This window comes from Nocardia violaceofusca NBRC 14427, from assembly GCF_963869435.1.
GTDB lineage: Bacteria > Actinomycetota > Actinomycetes > Mycobacteriales > Mycobacteriaceae > Nocardia > Nocardia aobensis.
Map to the genome: position 1 here is coordinate 122,630 of NZ_CAWMPM010000016.1, position 15,947 is coordinate 138,576.

At 67.3% G+C, this 15,947-nt stretch carries 16 protein-coding genes and 1 riboswitch; of the genes, 6 read left to right on the top strand and 10 right to left on the bottom strand.

Translation table 11 applies throughout. The annotated features are described in order from the left end of the window. The first annotated feature begins 74 nt into the window (after positions 1-74). Complete coding sequence (locus AC5592_RS15610; protein WP_051025482.1) at positions 75-800, top strand: zf-HC2 domain-containing protein; 726 nt, start codon at positions 75-77, stop codon at positions 798-800. Positions 801-1,073: 273 nt separating this feature from the next. Here AC5592_RS15610 and AC5592_RS15615 read toward each other — a convergent pair whose 3' ends face one another. Then, positions 1,074-1,505 carry a low affinity iron permease family protein gene (locus AC5592_RS15615; protein WP_232329376.1) on the bottom strand — a complete coding sequence of 144 codons (432 nt, stop codon included), beginning with the start codon at positions 1,503-1,505 and terminating at the stop codon, positions 1,074-1,076. A 1,027-nt stretch (positions 1,506-2,532) separates the two neighbouring features. After that, positions 2,533-2,679, top strand: a riboswitch (cobalamin riboswitch). A 141-nt stretch (positions 2,680-2,820) separates the two neighbouring features. Here AC5592_RS15615 and AC5592_RS15620 point away from each other — a divergent pair. Both AC5592_RS15620 and AC5592_RS15625 read left to right on the top strand, forming a co-directional pair. Next, entirely contained in the window at positions 2,821-2,916 is a 96-nt protein-coding gene (locus AC5592_RS15620) for a CbtB-domain containing protein (protein WP_232329366.1), read from the top strand. A gap of 278 nt (positions 2,917-3,194) precedes the next feature. Then, the gene (locus AC5592_RS15625) at positions 3,195-3,893 is read left to right on the top strand and encodes a DUF8020 domain-containing protein (RefSeq protein ID WP_063064621.1); all 699 of its coding nucleotides are present in this window, start codon (positions 3,195-3,197) and stop codon (positions 3,891-3,893) included. Positions 3,894-4,009: 116 nt separating this feature from the next. On the opposite strand, the gene AC5592_RS15630 is transcribed toward AC5592_RS15625, so the two are convergent. After that, positions 4,010-5,449, bottom strand: a complete 1,440-nt coding sequence (locus AC5592_RS15630; protein ID WP_036509579.1) for an amidase — start codon at positions 5,447-5,449, stop codon at positions 4,010-4,012. A 101-nt stretch (positions 5,450-5,550) separates the two neighbouring features. Here AC5592_RS15630 and AC5592_RS15635 point away from each other — a divergent pair, with 101 nt between their 5' ends. After that, positions 5,551-5,967: a hypothetical protein gene (locus AC5592_RS15635; protein WP_063064622.1), complete on the top strand. Its 417-nt coding sequence runs from the start codon at positions 5,551-5,553 to the stop codon at positions 5,965-5,967. Between the two features lie 198 nt (positions 5,968-6,165). On the opposite strand, the gene AC5592_RS15640 is transcribed toward AC5592_RS15635, so the two are convergent. The 5 genes from AC5592_RS15640 to AC5592_RS15660 all read right to left on the bottom strand — a co-directional run bounded on the left by AC5592_RS15640 (position 6,166) and on the right by AC5592_RS15660 (position 9,784). Further along, the gene (locus tag AC5592_RS15640; protein ID WP_063064623.1) at positions 6,166-6,762 is read right to left on the bottom strand and encodes an SMI1/KNR4 family protein; all 597 of its coding nucleotides are present in this window, start codon (positions 6,760-6,762) and stop codon (positions 6,166-6,168) included. Between the two features lie 13 nt (positions 6,763-6,775). Further along, the gene (locus AC5592_RS15645) at positions 6,776-8,101 is read right to left on the bottom strand and encodes a hypothetical protein (RefSeq protein WP_157121898.1); all 1,326 of its coding nucleotides are present in this window, start codon (positions 8,099-8,101) and stop codon (positions 6,776-6,778) included. Between the two features lie 135 nt (positions 8,102-8,236). Next, a complete protein-coding gene (locus AC5592_RS15650; protein WP_036509513.1) occupies positions 8,237-8,521 on the bottom strand; it encodes a hypothetical protein in 285 nt (94 codons plus the stop codon). Positions 8,522-8,540: 19 nt separating this feature from the next. Next, positions 8,541-8,795, bottom strand: a complete 255-nt coding sequence (locus tag AC5592_RS15655; RefSeq protein ID WP_063064625.1) for a hypothetical protein — start codon at positions 8,793-8,795, stop codon at positions 8,541-8,543. Between the two features lie 239 nt (positions 8,796-9,034). Further along, entirely contained in the window at positions 9,035-9,784 is a 750-nt protein-coding gene (locus AC5592_RS15660; RefSeq protein ID WP_232329367.1) for a 2-phosphosulfolactate phosphatase, read from the bottom strand. 466 nt (positions 9,785-10,250) lie between these two features. Between AC5592_RS15660 and AC5592_RS15665 the strand changes: the two genes are divergently transcribed. Together AC5592_RS15665 and AC5592_RS15670 are read left to right on the top strand one after the other, a co-directional pair. After that, positions 10,251-10,907 carry a GNAT family N-acetyltransferase gene (locus AC5592_RS15665; protein ID WP_232329377.1) on the top strand — a complete coding sequence of 219 codons (657 nt, stop codon included), beginning with the start codon at positions 10,251-10,253 and terminating at the stop codon, positions 10,905-10,907. A 67-nt stretch (positions 10,908-10,974) separates the two neighbouring features. Then, positions 10,975-12,372, top strand: a complete 1,398-nt coding sequence (locus AC5592_RS15670) for a PLP-dependent cysteine synthase family protein (RefSeq protein ID WP_063064626.1) — start codon at positions 10,975-10,977, stop codon at positions 12,370-12,372. A 204-nt stretch (positions 12,373-12,576) separates the two neighbouring features. On the opposite strand, the gene AC5592_RS15675 is transcribed toward AC5592_RS15670, so the two are convergent. From AC5592_RS15675 to AC5592_RS15685, 3 genes are read right to left on the bottom strand one after another with little or no spacing between them, the layout of a single operon-like run. After that, a complete protein-coding gene (locus AC5592_RS15675; protein ID WP_232329368.1) occupies positions 12,577-14,172 on the bottom strand; it encodes a copper resistance CopC/CopD family protein in 1,596 nt (531 codons plus the stop codon). Further along, positions 14,156-14,914 carry a YcnI family copper-binding membrane protein gene (locus AC5592_RS15680; RefSeq protein ID WP_063064627.1) on the bottom strand — a complete coding sequence of 253 codons (759 nt, stop codon included), beginning with the start codon at positions 14,912-14,914 and terminating at the stop codon, positions 14,156-14,158. Before AC5592_RS15680 ends, AC5592_RS15675 begins: the two co-directional genes overlap by 17 nt. Positions 14,915-14,974: 60 nt before the next feature. After that, complete coding sequence (locus AC5592_RS15685; RefSeq protein WP_232329369.1) at positions 14,975-15,940, bottom strand: MetQ/NlpA family ABC transporter substrate-binding protein; 966 nt, start codon at positions 15,938-15,940, stop codon at positions 14,975-14,977. Positions 15,941-15,947 lie beyond the last annotated feature (7 nt).

A 15,947-nucleotide genomic window follows, 5' to 3' on the forward strand; every position in this document is an offset into this window, starting at 1 on the left:
ACGCCACGCACATCGAGCACAGTACTACAGACGGTCGTGGGAACTCCGGCTGTTCGATGTACGACTATGGAGACATGAATTGCGATACGGCTCGCGAAGCGCTGTCCGCGCGTATCGACGGCGAACAGGAACCGGTCCCTGCCGCCGCGGTCGACCAGCACCTGGCGACCTGTTCATCCTGTCGGGCCTGGCATGCGCGCGCGGAAGGGCTGCGGCGCACCATGCTGCTCGCTCCCGCGCCCGCGATCCCCGACCTCACCGACGCGATTCTCGCCGAACTGCCGGCTCCGCGCACCGTGTACTCGCTGCTCCGAGTCGCTCTGGGCGTGGTCGCCGTCGTCCAGACCGCTCTCGCCCTGACCCAACTGTTCGGCGTGGACACCGGGATGGGCCACGAGGCAATGCCTTTCATGATGGGCCACATGAGCCACGAGAGCGCCGCGTGGAATCTCGCCGTCGGCATCGGCCTGCTGTGGGCAACACTGCACACGCGAACGGCCGCCGCGCAGCTGCCGATGCTCACGGTGTTCGTCGGCGCGCTGGCCGCGGCGTCGGTCTTCGACGTCGTCCGAGGCGATGTCGACGCCACCCGGTTGCTGACCCACGTCCCGGTCGTTGTCGGCGTCGCACTGCTGTATCTGGTGCGGCGCACCGACGACGGCAACGACGAACCGAAACGACGCGCGACCGATCCGGGCCGACACGACACGCATGCCGACTTCGAAGCCGAGGCAGCCGGGACACTCCTGCGGCGCGAGTTCGGACAACAGCGCCCCACCGGGCGCCACAATGTGGCCTGACTCCGCTCGGCCCGCCTACGCCCAGGCAATGGGGCGGGCGATGGACGAGGCAGGCTGGGACAACGCACCCAACGGGCCCGGCCGAGGTGGTCAGGAGGAGACGAGGGCGTCGGACAGAATCCGCACCTGCCGGGCATGTGGACCCTTGATATCGACGATTACTTCGAACTCCACGCGATCCCCTTCGACGAGCACACTGTCGTGTGCGGCGACATCGTCGGATCCGATATAGAGATCGATACTCCCCGTTTCAGGCGTAGCTCCGATGGTGGCCTATTCGGAGGCGGAGACGTGGTGTTCGAGACCGACGGCGGCGGTGAGCTCGGCGCGGTGGCGGCACAGACGCGGATGCTCGTCGCCGAGCTCGCCCATCAGATCCGCCAGCGCGTCGGCGACCGCGTTGAGCTTGTGCTGCACCGCGGCGTTCGCGCGGGCCTGGGTATTCTGCAGCAGCGCGACCAAGATGAACGTGATGATCGTGGTCACCGTGTTGATCAGCAACTGCCAGCTGTCCAGACTGGGCAGCACCACGAAACTGGGCAACCACACCGCCACCAGCAGCACGCAGAACGCGAAAAACGTTGCCCGCGAGGCGACCCCGCACGCCGCGGTGGCGAACCGGTCGAACGCCGACAGGCCCCCTTTCAGCTGCGAGGGCCTCTTCGCTGTCGGCGCCTGCACCCGCAGTGCGCGCCCGTCGTCGATTGTCACCGTCGATCTCCTTCATCAGCGCGAGATGCACCATCGATGAGCCACGGAGCATCACACCGAAGGCTCACCGACACGACCTCTTCACTGCCGCGCCCAGACGTCGCCGCGTCGGTAGAAGTGGGCCCCGCCGGCACCCCGCGCCGCCCCGCATTCCAAAACATCAATGACGCCGACGTTCCACAAGATCGGAAACCGAAATGGATCGGACAATCAGGCGAGTTATTCCGGAGTAATCACTTCCAACTGTCTCGATATTGCCGCAGACAACGGCCGCCAAGGGCATCTCGCGACGTTCGAATCACATTCCGACGCATACCCGTGATCGAAAACGGCAAACAACCTTCCCTAGCAGACGGCCGGTGCAAGCATCCCAGCGAGCCGCCCGGAAACCGCCTCACCACCGTGTTCGCGGCCGAATCAGTCCCGCGGGCCCGCACCGCGCGGTGACGTACGCCGTCGACCGAGGGACGCCTTCGGCCGCGACCGACAAATCACGTTTCGATTGCCATAGCGTTGGCGGCGACCTTCAAAATCCTGCCCCCACCGGATCGCCTCGCTGAATTCCGCCCGCTACCCACCACCGATGCGGCGACTTCGAAGTCGCGCGAGCCTTGAACGCAGAGCCGTTCCCGCAGTCGACGACGAATCGGCGGCACGCTTCTTCGCCTACGACACAGGCTTGGAGTACGAATACTCCGGCCCACTAGGCTATTTCGCGCCGATGCCGGGTGAATAATGCACTGACACTGGGCTTCTCGTCTACCGACAACCGCCCCGGACATCACCTGGCCTTCGACGTCGCCCCGGCGACCTTCGGCCAGTCCGTTTCCGCCTCCGAGCCGCCGGCGTCTCGTGCGGGAACGACCCCGTCCAACGACTGCCATTCCGACCTTGTCGACGCAGCACAGGAGAGGCAGGCCAGGCAGGTCAGCTTCACTCCAGCGAACCAGCCCACCAGGTATCATCCGCTCACTGCGATGTCCCTTTTATCCCATTTCGCCGAGCGCTCGGAATTGCGTGGATTGACCGCGGCATTCGACTTTTCGTATGGTTGTCGACGCGACGATTCGAGGAACCTGGTGAAAACCCAGGACGGTCGCGCCACTGTGAGCATCTCCGGGTTCGGGAAGATGACGAGTCAGACCCTCGAATCGGCGGTTGTACCAGTGTTCGGGGACGCGAAAATCCCCGTTAGGTGAGGAGTTCGCATGGCCACGTCGTATGCGCCGAGGTCCGGTTTGCACACCGATTCCTTGTCCATTCTCACGACGGCGTCGTGGCTGCGCCACCGGCGTACTCCCTCGTGAGTGTGGATCGAGCCGCTGCGTCGTTCTTCGGCACCGATATGCCCGTGCACGAATCCGTCCACGCCGCACGCCATTTCCTGGGCTTCGCCTGCCACTGAGCACGAAGAACTCTCGTGTCTGCCGTAGGCGGGTCGCCGGCGTTCGCCTTCGCCCGGATCGCGTCCGAACCATGACCGGTCGCCTCATTCATGACGTGAGCGGCCGCGACGACGTGTAGAGGTAACTTCCGAGGCACAGAATTCGTGCCGCCCTCGTCGGCACGAGTGGCCGCATCCGCATGACCTCGCGCGGATCGGTCGATAACGAAAGTAATTGCACTGCGGTAGTTTCCGCAGTCTCATCGCGCGAGCACGTCACTCGCGAAGAAGGACGATCGATGAAAACCAGGACCACACTCGCGTTCGGAGCAGCGGTCACGATCACCACGCTGACCATTGCCGGCGGCGTTGCGCACGCCGATGTTCCGGCCGGAACACCGCAACCGAGTACGACGGTCGCCACCGACGTCGGCCCCGGGATCCACTACACCGCCGACGTGGTCGACCACTCGGTCGTCTTGCGCACCGACGCCGGGCGGCTCAACGTGCGCGGCAACCAGTTCGAAATCCTCGACGACAACGGCAATCTCGTCGCCGGCCTGCCGCTCACCTACAAACTCGACCAGAAGGACTGGCCCATCGCCGCCCAGGTCGACGGTCGCACCGCAGTGCTGACTCCCAGCCGCAACCCCGCCGACGCCGTCGCGTCGACGACCCCCGACCTCACCCCGGTGGACGCGCAGAGCGACTTCAACGACGCGATCGGCGTCGCCGCCAACCAGATCGGCCTCGCGACCGGCGTCGGAGTCCTGGTCGGCACCGCCGCGGGACTGGGCATCGGATGTGTCGCAGGCGCCCTGGTCGGCGCCGCGTTGATGCCGCCCATCTTCTTCGCCGGAGCACCCGGCGGATGCCTGGCCGGCGCTGCGGCAGGCGCCGCCTTGGGTGCTGCGGCCGGAACCGTCATCCTGGGTGGGCCGGTCGCGATCGCCAGCGCGATCCAGTTCTTCAACACCATCAACAAGCCCCAGAACTGAGGCCGTCGACGCTCGCAGGCCATCGGCACCCAGCCTGCGAGCGTTCAGGCCGCCATGAGCAGCCCTCTCGAACGCGCCGCGAAGGACGGGTCGCAGTCCCCGCCACAGACGGGAGGTCAGAGGTTGGGGCGGCGGCCGGCCCAGGGCTGGGCCTGCTCGAGCTGCGCGGCCAGCCGGATGAGCTGCCCCTCCGCCCCGAGGCGGCCGACGAATTGGACGCCGATCGGCAGCCCGTCGGGAGTCCAGTGCAGTGGCACACTCATGGCGGGACGGCCGGTGATGTTCGCCAATTGGGTGTAGGGAACCCAGCTCAGGTTGTCGTTGATGAACTGGTCGACGATCGGTGTCCAGCGCAGCAGCCCGGCGACGCGGGCGGTCAGCAGCAATCGCTGTGCCGTGCGCAGCGTCGGCGCGAGGTCGAATGCCCCGATCCGAGGCGGCGGGGTGGCTGTGGTCGGGGTGAGCAGCAGGTCGTAGGACTCGTGAAATTCCGCCAGCCGTCGCACGTACTGGTGTCGCCGCGCGACGGCGCGAGTCAACTCGACAGGCTTGGTCGCGCGTCCCAGCGCGGCCATCAGCCGGGTATCGAGTTCGAATCCCGAATCCCCCACGCCCCCAGCGGCTTTGGCCTCATCCACCGAGAAGGCACACTCGACGAACCAGGTAGTGAGAAAATCCTTGGCCAACGCCGCGTCATCGAAGGGAGCGCGGGGCAGCTCCACCACGTCGTGGCCGAGGCTCACCAGTAGTTCGGCCGCTCCGGTCGCCGCCGCCACAGCCTCCGGATGGGGCGCCGGATTGACCGAACTGGCTGTGCAGAAGCCGATCCGAAGACGCCCCGGGGCGCGTTCCACCTCCGCGAGATAGCTCCCTTGCCCCCGTGCCGCCAGGTACGGCGAAACCGGAGTCGGGCCCGCCAGCACATCGAGCATGGCGGCGGTGTCTCGCACCGAACGAGAGATGACACCATCGGCGGCGGTTCCGCCCAGATACTCACCGTGCACGGGACCGGCCGGGATCAGACCGCGAGAAGTCTTGAGCCCGAACAGCCCACACGCCGAGGCCGGAATTCGGATCGAACCACCCCCGTCGCTCGCACCCGCGCACGGCACGATACCCGCGGCCACCGCCGCCGCGGCGCCACCGGAGGACCCGCCGGGCGTGTGCTCGATGTTCCACGGATTGCGCGCCGCACCGAACAACTCGGGTTCGGTGATTCCCTTGGCGCCGAATTCGGGAGTATTGGTCTTACCGAAGATGACCAGCCCGGCATCGAGCCACCGCTGCACCACCGTGGCATTCTCGGTCGCCAGGACCGACGCGAGCGACCGCGATCCGCCGCTGGTGGGATAGCCGGCGAGATGTTGATGAAGATCCTTGATGAGGAACGGCACCCCAGCGAACGGCGCGTCGTCCACCTCGACAGCACGGGCCGGATCGACATCGGCCACGATCGCGTTGATCCGCGGATTGACTTCGGCCGCGCGCGCCCGCGCCGCCTCCAGCAATTCCGCCGGCTCGGCCTCACCCGACCGCACCAGAGCAGCCAGCGCCATCGCGTCCGCACTCGAGTAGGCATCCACACCGGCACCCTATCGGGAAGCGACTCGGCGCAGTGGCCACCACCCCATCAGCGAACAGGGATACATTCGCACTCGTGACCGAACTCCGCGCATTCCGCCGGGCCTGCTACGACGCCGCCCGCCGCACAGGCGGCACCGTGGTCGAGTTTCGTGTGGCAGACGGCGTGACGCCGAACTTCCATCAAGGGATCATCGCCTACGTTGATCAGCAGGTCGCGGTGGTCGCGGTCCGCCACTCGACGATGCTTGCGGTAGCCGAACCGCGGACGATCGATTGCGCCGACGGTGTAACCGAGTCGGGCCCGATGGTTTTCGTCGACGCACCGGAGCTGGTGGGCGCCCTCGCCACGTCGCCGGGATTCACAGTACTCACCGCAGCCGACCTCAACGGTCCGTTCGTCGCGACCGCCTGGCCCGACATCGAACGATCCGACATCGAGTACTGGAAGCCACACACCCTCGGCGAGGCGCTGTTCAACTACTGGGACTGAAGCGACCGCCCGCTCGGATCGAGGCCACAGCCCCTGATCCTGTCCTGAGCAGACAGCACAATTGCCGGCGACCGGTGACCACGGGCTCACCGTGTTCGACGATGTAGACGACGAGGGGCGATCGGTCGGCCTCGCCGACCACAGCCGTCGGCGGCTGAACGACGCGCGTCACCCCATCGCCCTTTCCGCGGTGCCGGTTCAAGGTGTGGCTTGTACCCGGATCGGCTCACCGCCCGCGAGATCGCCTGCGGGATTGTCGATCTCGTAGTAGGGCGGCTCACCGTCGAGGTAGTGGGCGACGTCGAAGTAGTCGTTGCCGCCCAGGTCGAGGGTCCCGGTGGTCCAGGCCAGCAGGAAGTCGGTGACCGGCATGGCGGTGAACAACCACGCGGATTGGTGGACGTTGGTGAGGATGATCGTCCACACCGCCGGATCCGGTCCGGGGTACCACAGCAGGTAGTCCCCGCTCTCGTGAGCGCCCCACTGGATCAGCTGTGCCGGTTCGATCGACACCCCGGCCGGCACCGGAGGCTGCCATTGCGGCAATAATTGTTCCGGTGGCAGCAGGTCGCCGCGGGCCCGGTGGGTGCGGGCGGCGAGATCGTCCCATTCGTCGGACGCGGGGCCCAGCAACCGGAATGCGTTGCACCACAGGACATCACCGTAGGCGTGGTAGAGCCGCTTGTATTCGGCCGGCAGCTCGACACCGAGCTCGGCCTCGGTCACCTCCCAGGTCACCGGCGGCCGTGCCGGTGGCGGCGGGAGGAGGGTGGTGAGCTCGTCGAAGGCGGTCATCGTCTCGATCCTGTCAGAAATTCTGGATCAGCACAGGACCGGGATTCCATCCCTTGTCGCCGATCGCCCACATCAGGATGTAGTCGGGGATGGCGTTGTCGCCGACGTAGAGCGGGATCTTGCCCAGCGATACGTTCTGCTGCGGGATCCCGTCGGCGACTCTGGCGCCGCTGACGACCTTGCTGATCTCGACGTCCCAGTCGCGAATGATGCCGGTGTTGATCGCGCCGAGTTCCGGAGTGAGGAACTGAGGCAGATCCCCCGGGCAGCCGTTGACGTTGGCGCACAGATGTCCACGCTGATACGGCCTGCTCGCGCCGGGGATCTTGATCGAGGGAGAACCGCCCGTGCCGACCATGGCGGGGGTGACGTAGCCGACGAGGCCGCCGGAGCGGTTGTAGTCGTCCAGCGGCGAGGCCAGCACATTGCCGCCATCGCCGGCGATGAGGATGACCGGGGTCTGATCGGCGACCGGATTGGTGCCGTCCGGGTTCGGCAACGCGAACACCTGCGGCGTGGCGTTGCTCGGGCGCAGCACCCCCTGCGCGGCCCGCTGGATCTGGAAGGCGTTGGCGAAGAATTCCTGCTGCATGGCCGTCATATCCGGCGCCGGCCCGATTCCACCGGTAGCGCCGGGCGCCTGCAACGGATTCGCGGGTGCGGGCAGGACACGGAAGGCGTTGGGGCCGTTCACCATGCTGTTGGGCAGGAGGGCCGGCTGTGCCGGAGCGGGGTTCCCGATCAACGTCGACGGATTGTAGGTGCCACCTTGCGGGATCGCGGGATTGCGGATGATCCGCGACAACGGCGGCAACGCCATCGCGGGATTCGGTAGCGCCGGACCGGTCGACGAGCGCGGCGGCAACGGTACCGACGGCGTGCGCGGCTTCGCCGGCGCCGGACTCGGCGAAGGCGTGGGCGCGGGCCCTGGTGCAGGGCTCGGTGGGCAGCTCGGGTTGGGCGCGGCCGCGGCGATGATCAGCGCGGCCGGGCACGGTTGCGGCGCATCGGGTTTCGGCAGCGCACCGACCTGCGGAACGTCGTGCCCCTCGGCCCGGCACTGCTCGGCCAGGCTCTGCAATTCCGGGATCTCGGCATTGCCGCGCTCGGCCTCCGCGTTGTAGGCCGCCACCGCCGCCTCGTCCGACGGATTCGGCGGACTCGCGTTGTGGACCGCGGCAGCCTGATTGTGCGCCTCGATCCGCGCGGCGACCGCCCCGCAGTCCAATGGATCGGCAGACCCCACCGGCGCCGCGACCAGCAACATCCCGAAGATGCCGAGGACGACAGTGAGAACAGCTACTGTTTTGCTAACGAAACGTCCTGTCGAAGAAGACATTTCACCCCCCAAGTTCATGTCGGTTCGAAACTAACGCCACCGACTGGCAACGGTCAAGAGTGACCGCCGCCACTGGCGACCGCCGACGCGCTCGGGGACGACATGGCTTTCAGGGTGGGAGACGCGGCCGCGAAATCAAGCCGGTATCGTCCGCCGTGGCCGCAGCGGGATGTGGTCACGAAACGCTTCGATGGCGGCGGCGACTTCGAATGGCGTTGTCGCGTGGGCGATGTCGTGACGGTAGAGCACGCGGTTCGCGACCGCGTCGAGATCGAATCCCCAGACCATCGACATCAGCGGGTTGATGAACAGCTCGGCACCTTTCGCGCGGGTGCGTGTCAGTGAGTGGTGGTCCCCGTATTCGCCGAGGCTGGTGACGTCTTCGACCGGCGTTCCGAGTCCGGCTTCGTCACCGGTCATGAGTAGATCGGTCCCGCCGTCAGTAGGAAATCGGACAGTCGGTGTCGGCGTCGACTTCGAACACTCCAGCCGCTACGGGTCGTGCATCGGTGCGTGTGATAGGTGTGAAGGTGAGGTTGGACAGGAAGATCGTCTCGAGGTGCTCGTGCAGCGCGAAGGCTATCGGCAAACCGCTGAGCAGGTCGAACCCGCCACCGGCACCGGCGATCAGAATCCGCTCGCAGTGCCGAAGGCGATGGAACAACGGTGTGTCGAACAGGGTGGGAGCAACCATTCGTCGAAGTATTCAGCACATCCCCCGATGGGGAGCCGGGGTCGACCTCCCTCTCCGACGGCCTCGGCTCGCCGACGGACTCTTTGCGCCGGGCGCGAGAGCTTCTCCTCCGACGGGTTCGGCAGATTCATGGCGTGGCGGTTCGGGCGAATCCGCTGCAACCCCGTTTCCGGCGAAACACCACCACCGCGCGCAGTCCCGGTTCCGCGTCGGCGACGGTAGGAATCGCTCGAATAAGTTCACCCCCCATAGATTCCGTCGACAAGCACGGGTGCGGTCGTACTGGCGTTCCACTGTGCCGCGAGGTGTACGTCGTGAGCCAGCCCCTTGTCCGTCAGTTCCCGGCCGGAGATCGCCTCGGCCAGCAGTGTGGGCAATTCGATTGTGGCGGAGCGGAATCCGATGGCGGCGAGTCGGGCCTCCGGTGAGCCATCGCCATCGTGTGCCAGTAGGGCGGCGGAGATCGCGCCCGCGCCCAGCTGATCTTCGAGACTCGGACGCAGCGGCCCGTCGACGATCCCCCACCGCTCGCCCGCCGCGATGATGCCGACGGGCCGATCACCGGCGGCGGCGATCGCGGCCTTCGCGACCGCATCGGCGTTGCGGAGCGAGCCGGCGAACACAGTCGAATCGTATTGGGCGGCAATGCCCGACAGCGTCGCGCCATTCGGGGAAGGCAACGCCAGCAACGTGCCCGCCGGAAGTTCGAGCAGGGACGATGGACTCAGCGACCACCCGCTGTCATGTTTCGCAGCGGCCAGCACCGCACCGGCCCGCTCGGCCTCGACGGCGGCTCGGGGATCGGCGCGGCGCAGCGGTAGCGGCAGTACCCGCCCGCCCCGGGATACCGCGATATCCACCGACGTCGAGAAGGAGAGGACATCGACGATGATCAACGCCCCGCACTCCGGGCCGAGTTGCTCGACACCTTCGCGCCCCCACTCGAGTCGAATGCGATAGTCCTGCTGCCGGAAGATTCCTGCGTTCACTCCCGTGACCTTTCGGTGGATCGACGCGGTGCGACAGCGACGTCGGGTGGGACGCGCTGTCAGGCTTGTGGCCGGAAGTCGTGGAGCACCCACAGGGTCGGCCGGGCGGCGGAGTCCACGGCCGGGATCGGGCCGCTCCCGAAAGCGATGCGGCCCTGTGGAACTGCGCAAACACACCCGGACCGGCACTTCGGATCACGATGGTTCGAGTGTCACGAACCGCCACACTGTGCGACTGTGGCCCGCATCGACCTCTCGATTCGCCGAACAGGGCACAGCGAGGGCGGTCCGTTCGGCTTGCGGTGAGCGCAAACGGTGTGGGTGGGCGGTCGGACGGTTAGCGTGCTGCCTCGGAGCCCCGGCGGAGGAGGATCACGTGACCGTGCAGCAGGGCAGATCCGAGCAGGGCGTCGAGTATGGCGGCGGTGCACCGTGTCTCGACGCCCACCATCCACTCGATGATCCGGTGCGGACCTCGTTGCGCGGGGCACACAGCCGGTTCGCCACCTGGGTGGGGCGGATCGGGCGCTACGACCCGGAGGTCTCGGCATTCATCGGTCACCCGCCGAGCCTCGACCCGCGGGACTGGGCCGATCTGGCCACCGTATTGGGCCCCGGCGGCGGTACCGCGCTGCGCGGCTACGGGCATCGGCCACCGCCGGATTGGCGGGTGCTGCGGACGCTGGAGACGGTCCAGATGGACGGTTCCGCACTGCGTGTCGCACACGATCCGGACGCGGTGCGGCTCACCGCCGCCGACGTGCCGGAGATACTGGAACTGATCACCCGTACCGAGCCCGGGCCCTACCTCGCGCGGACCATCGAGATGGGCGCCTATCTGGGGCTGCGGGTGGACGGGCAGCTGGTGGCGTTGGCGGGTGAGCGGATGCACCCGCCCGGGTGGACCGAGATCAGCGCGGTCTGTACCGATCCGGAATTCCGCGGCCGCGGCTACGCCTCTCGGCTGGTGCGTGCGGTGGGCGCGGGAATCCGTGCGCGCGGCGAGATCCCGTTCCTGCACGCGGTAGCCGGCAACATCACGGCCATCGAGCTGTATCGAACCCTCGGCTTCACCGTGCGTAAGCGATCTCTGCTGACTTTCGTGCAGGCGCCGGCGTCCTGACATCGAATCCGATCGCGATCACCCCCTCGGCGAACCGGGCCGGGCGGTCGCAGGAGAAGGGGAAACTATGACCGTCGCCGACCGGCAGCTCGGTGTATTCGACTCGGTCGCCGACGCGATCGGGAATACACCGCTGATCCGCCTGAACCGGGTGACCGAGGGCATCGCCGCCACCGTCTACCTGAAGCTGGAATATCTGAATCCGCTGGGCAGCGTGAAGGATCGGGCCGCGCGCGCGATGATCGACGCCGCCGAGGCGGCCGGTGAGCTGCGCCCGGGCGGCACCGTCGTCGAATCGACGTCGGGCAATACCGGCATAGCGCTGGCCGCGATCGCCGCATCGCGTGGCTACCGCACGATCGTCGTGGTACCGGACAAATCCAGTGCCGAGAAACTGGCGCTGCTGCGCGCCTATGGCGTCGAGGTCCATGTGACGGCCGGCGGACTGCCGCGTCAGCATCCGGACTTCCTGAAGAATGTGGCGCTACGACTGGCCGCGGACATTCCGGGCGCCTGGTACTCCGGTCAGTATGACAATCCCGCCAATCCGGCCGCCCACCGGGAGACCACCGGACCCGAGATCTGGTCCCAAACTGGTGGTCGGGTAACGCATTTCGTCGCCGGAATCGGCACCGGCGGTACGATCACCGGCACGGGTGAATACCTCAAGTCCGTCTCCGGCGGGCAGGTGCGGGTGATCGGCGCAGACCCCGAGTCGTCGATCTACAGCGGCGGTGACGGTCACGCCTGGTACGTGGAATCGATCGGGCACTATCTGCATCCACGCACCGATACCGACGAGTGGCCGCAGTCCTATCACCCCGAGGTGGTCGACCGGATCGAGCAGGTTCCCGATGCCGAGGCGTTCGAGGTGTTGCGGCGGCTCGCCAGTGAGGAGGGGCTGCTGGTCGGCGGTTCCACCGGCACGGCCGTCGCCGCAGCCCTGCGAGTCGCGCGCACACTGGGTCCCGGCGATGTGGTGGTGGCCATCGCACCGGACTCGGGGCGCAACTACCTGTCCAAATATTTCGACCCACAGTGGCTGGGACGCTTGGGTTTCGATGCCGCGCCCACCGCACCGGGCCCTCGTGTCGGCGACCGGATTGCGGTCGCGGCGGACGCGGACGCTCCGGCGGTCGTACCATCGGATGTGACCGTGGCGCGGGCCCGCGATCTGCTCGGCGCGTACGCCGCGCTGCCGGTGCGGTTGGCACGTCCAGGCGCCGGATATGTCGTGGTCGCGGAAATCCTGGGTGCGGTGTCGGCATCGCGGCTGGCCGGTGCGCCGGACGCCGATCCGGTGACCGACCATCTGGATCCACCCCTGCCCGTGATCGGGGTGCACGAACCGTTCGCCGTTGCCGCACAGCGTCTTTCCGATGCCACGGGCCCGGTGGTGCTGGCGCGGGACGGATATGCGATTGCGCTGGTGGATGCCGCGGACCTCGACGATGCCCCCGGTTAGCGGGGACGTGGTGAAATCGGCGCGCTGAACTGCGAGCCGATCGGTCCTACGGCGGCGCCGAGCATGCACGACCCCAAAAACCGAACCCCGAGGGGCCGCGGGCGCGAAGATGCGGCGTCAGAGAGTCTCGAAGGCCTTCGCCAACCGCTGCACCGCCCCGCGATGCAAATGGGCGGACGAAGGTGGCATCCGGCATTCCGCAATTCACAGAACCCGGTAATGGAACGAGGCGAGTTTCGGACCGGTGCCACCGTCGAATCGGACCGTGACTTTCCACTTTCCCGCTGCCGGAACGATGAGCTGCTCGCTGCGCCACACCAGCGATTCGCGCTCGACCACGGGGCGGCCCAACGTCACCGGCAACCGGGCCACATTCGCCGATTCCGACGAAAGATCGACACTCACGGTCGCGGAATCATGCTGCGCCGCAGACGTATTCGCCGGTGCGTAGTCGACCGTGAGCCGCTGCGGGCCGTGCCGGATCGAGTCGATGCCTACATGCAGCACCTGCGCCGCCCCGAAGTCGAGCGTGGTCGCGAGATCGGTGGTGTAGGTGTCCTTCGCCGGAGCCAGCGTCGTCAGCACCGAGGTCACCGCCAGCACCACCACCGCCAGCGCCGTCTCCAGCACGACGGTCCGGGGCCGGCCGACGATCGCATCGGTGCGGCGGAACCACCGCAGGCTCAGATAGCCGAGCGACACGACGCTCAGTGCCCCAACGACTTTGGCGACCAGGACCAGACCGTAGGTGGTGTGCACGAGAGCGGCCGGCGGGTGCACCTGCAGGACCGCCAGCACGATCCCACCGGCCACGGCCGCCACCACGTGCCCGACCGCGACCGCATGCCATCGACCCCGATTCCGGACCCCACGCAGGACGAAGGCGACCACGACGACACCACCCAGCCACACGGTGATGCCGTACACGTGCAGCAGTGTGCCGGCGAACGACCACGGCCACCCCTGTACCGAGCCGCCGTGACCGTCCAGCGTCACCGCGACAACCGCGGCAGCGGCCTGCACCGCACCCGCCCCCACGACCGCGCGGGCGGCACGGGTGACGAGAGCGAAGGCGATGATCGAGGCCGCCGCCGCGATCACCGTCACCACTCCGAGCGGGGTCTCGAGAACGGTGCGTACACCCGTTGCCGACATCGCGGACAGACCGCCGTCCTGCTGGGCGACCAGAACGAGAAATCGGCAGACGAATCCGGCGACGAAAATCCCGATTCCCACCCGATAGAGCATCCGAAAACGTCGCCTGCGAACCACCGTCGGCCACACCCAGAGCGCCGCGGCGTACAACCCGGCCGACAATATCAATCCCAGATAGGTGATACCCCGCGTCGGAGAGTTCAGATATTGCTCGATACCGGTCGAAGAATGCTGGGCGAACCGGCCCTGGGCGGTCACCGCACCCACGGTGAACTGAATCGATAACGACACCACGTGGGTATCGGCGGACACGACGCGCGCGGTGGCCAGATAGGCCCCGTCGGGAACCGCCTCGGCCGGCACCAGCACAACCCGGCGCTGACCGTCGTCGAGCCGGGCGGCGGACAGCGCGAATCGTTGTCCGCCGCTGTCGATCAGCTGGGCCGAGCCCGCGACCAGGGTGACCGGCTCGTCGAGTTGCAGCCGCAGCTCAGCCGGCGCGGTGTCGACATGGGTTCCCGATTCCGGTGTCGTCGACACCAGCACGGCGTGCGCGGACGCGGCGCCGGCCGCCCACACCGGCGCCAGGATCGCGACGAGCAGGACGAACCAGCACCGCAGTGCACCCCTAGGACCGAGGCTCACGATCGCGCCGCAATGCCAGTGTCGCCGCCGCACCCGCCGCGACCGCGAGCAACAGCGCCACCACCGACAGCACCTGCCACCATTCGCTCGGCGATGATTCGCCTCCGTCGTGCAACGCGGCGTCGTCGTGCCGATCCGGCGAGGTGTTCGCCGCCGATACGGCATGGCCGCCGTCGTCGGAATGTCCGGCGGCGATCGCGGTCACCGGCACGACGGGCGCCGGATGTTCGGGCTCGCTGGCCTTGTCGACCGCTATTTCGTTCCACGACACCACCGAACCGTCGGAATACCGCTGATCGGACGGCAGCGCGACCGAATCCCCAGTCTTCGGCCACGGGCCCGCCGAGAACGAGAATTCGCGATACTGCGTATTGCCGAAACCGTCGGCCGGTGTATTCGCGTTCCACACGATCTTGGTCACCCGACCGGCGGCCTGATCCCGTTCGACCGACGCCGTCCAGCCCGGAATAGGCTGTGTCCGTGCCGATTTCAGGTCCACGCCGGTAGGGATGGTGACGGTGAGCCCGACCGTATTCGCCGTGGCGGATTCACCGGGCACGATCAGGTGCACGACTCCGTAGCCGCCCTTGGTCACCGGTGTGCCGTCGGATTGCACGTGCGCCGCGGCCGGAGCCGCGTATGCCACCAGCGGCACCGCGGCCGCGATGGCCGCCGCGCTGCAACGCCGGACGAGGTGCCTCCGCACGGGTGCACGCCGCTCGCGAATGTCGCTGTCTGCCATCGTTTTCCTTGTATGTAGAGGTTTCGGCGGATGGATTTCGGCCCGGCATGTCGAACGACGTCACTTGGCGCCCGCGGCGGCCACGGCGATATCCGCGCCCTGGTATTTCGTTGCCAGGAACTGAGCCAGCCGGGGGCTCTCCAGTGCGTGGGTCAATTCCAGCACCCGCTGGTCGCCCGCCAGCCGCGACGGCGCGACAAGCACGTGCGCATAAGGATTTCCGGGCCCCGGCTCGATCGCGAGGGCGTCCTTCGCCGGTTGCAGCCCCAATGATGCGGCCTGCTCGGGACTGAGGGCCACCGCGTCGTAGCTCTGATAGATGGATCTCAGATCCTGGTCGAAACTCAACGGCAGCAACGACAGATGCCGCGGCGAGTCGCGCACGTTCGCCTGACCGATCGTCAGATCCGCCGCCGAGGTGCCGCCGAACGGACGATCCAGCGTCACCAGGCCCGCACTCTGCAGCAGGTAGAGCCCGCGCGCGAAACCGGTAGGCGTCGCCGGCAGCGCCACCTGCGCGCCGTGCGGCAGACTCACCCCGGTGACCTGGTCCCGCACCAATCCCACATGTACCCAGTCGGCGGTGTCCTTCAGATCGCGCCACTTCGACGAATACACCGCGTAGGGCACCACGTTCACCTTCGACACGATGCTCAGATTCGTATAGGAATTCTTCTGGCTGTCGGCCTCGAACGCCGGAATGTGCTGGAAGTAGGAAAGATCGCCCTTCCCGGCGGCGATACGGGCATTGGCGTCGCCGGCCGCGTCGACCGGTTTCACCTTCACCGAATCCGGCAGCAGGTTGTGGATCGCGTAATCGAGGATTTCCCGATCGTCGCCGCGGTCGACGTACACGACCAGCGCATTCTCGTCGTCAGCGGCAGGTTCGTAGCTGACCTTCGTCGCCGCTCCGCATCCGGCCGCCGCGGTGGGCACGAGAAGAAGCGAGGCGACGATCGTCGCGATTCTGCGCCGAACCGGAACCCGCATCGCTGCGGGCAGCCGGCGCCGATCTTTCCTGTGCATTCGACTA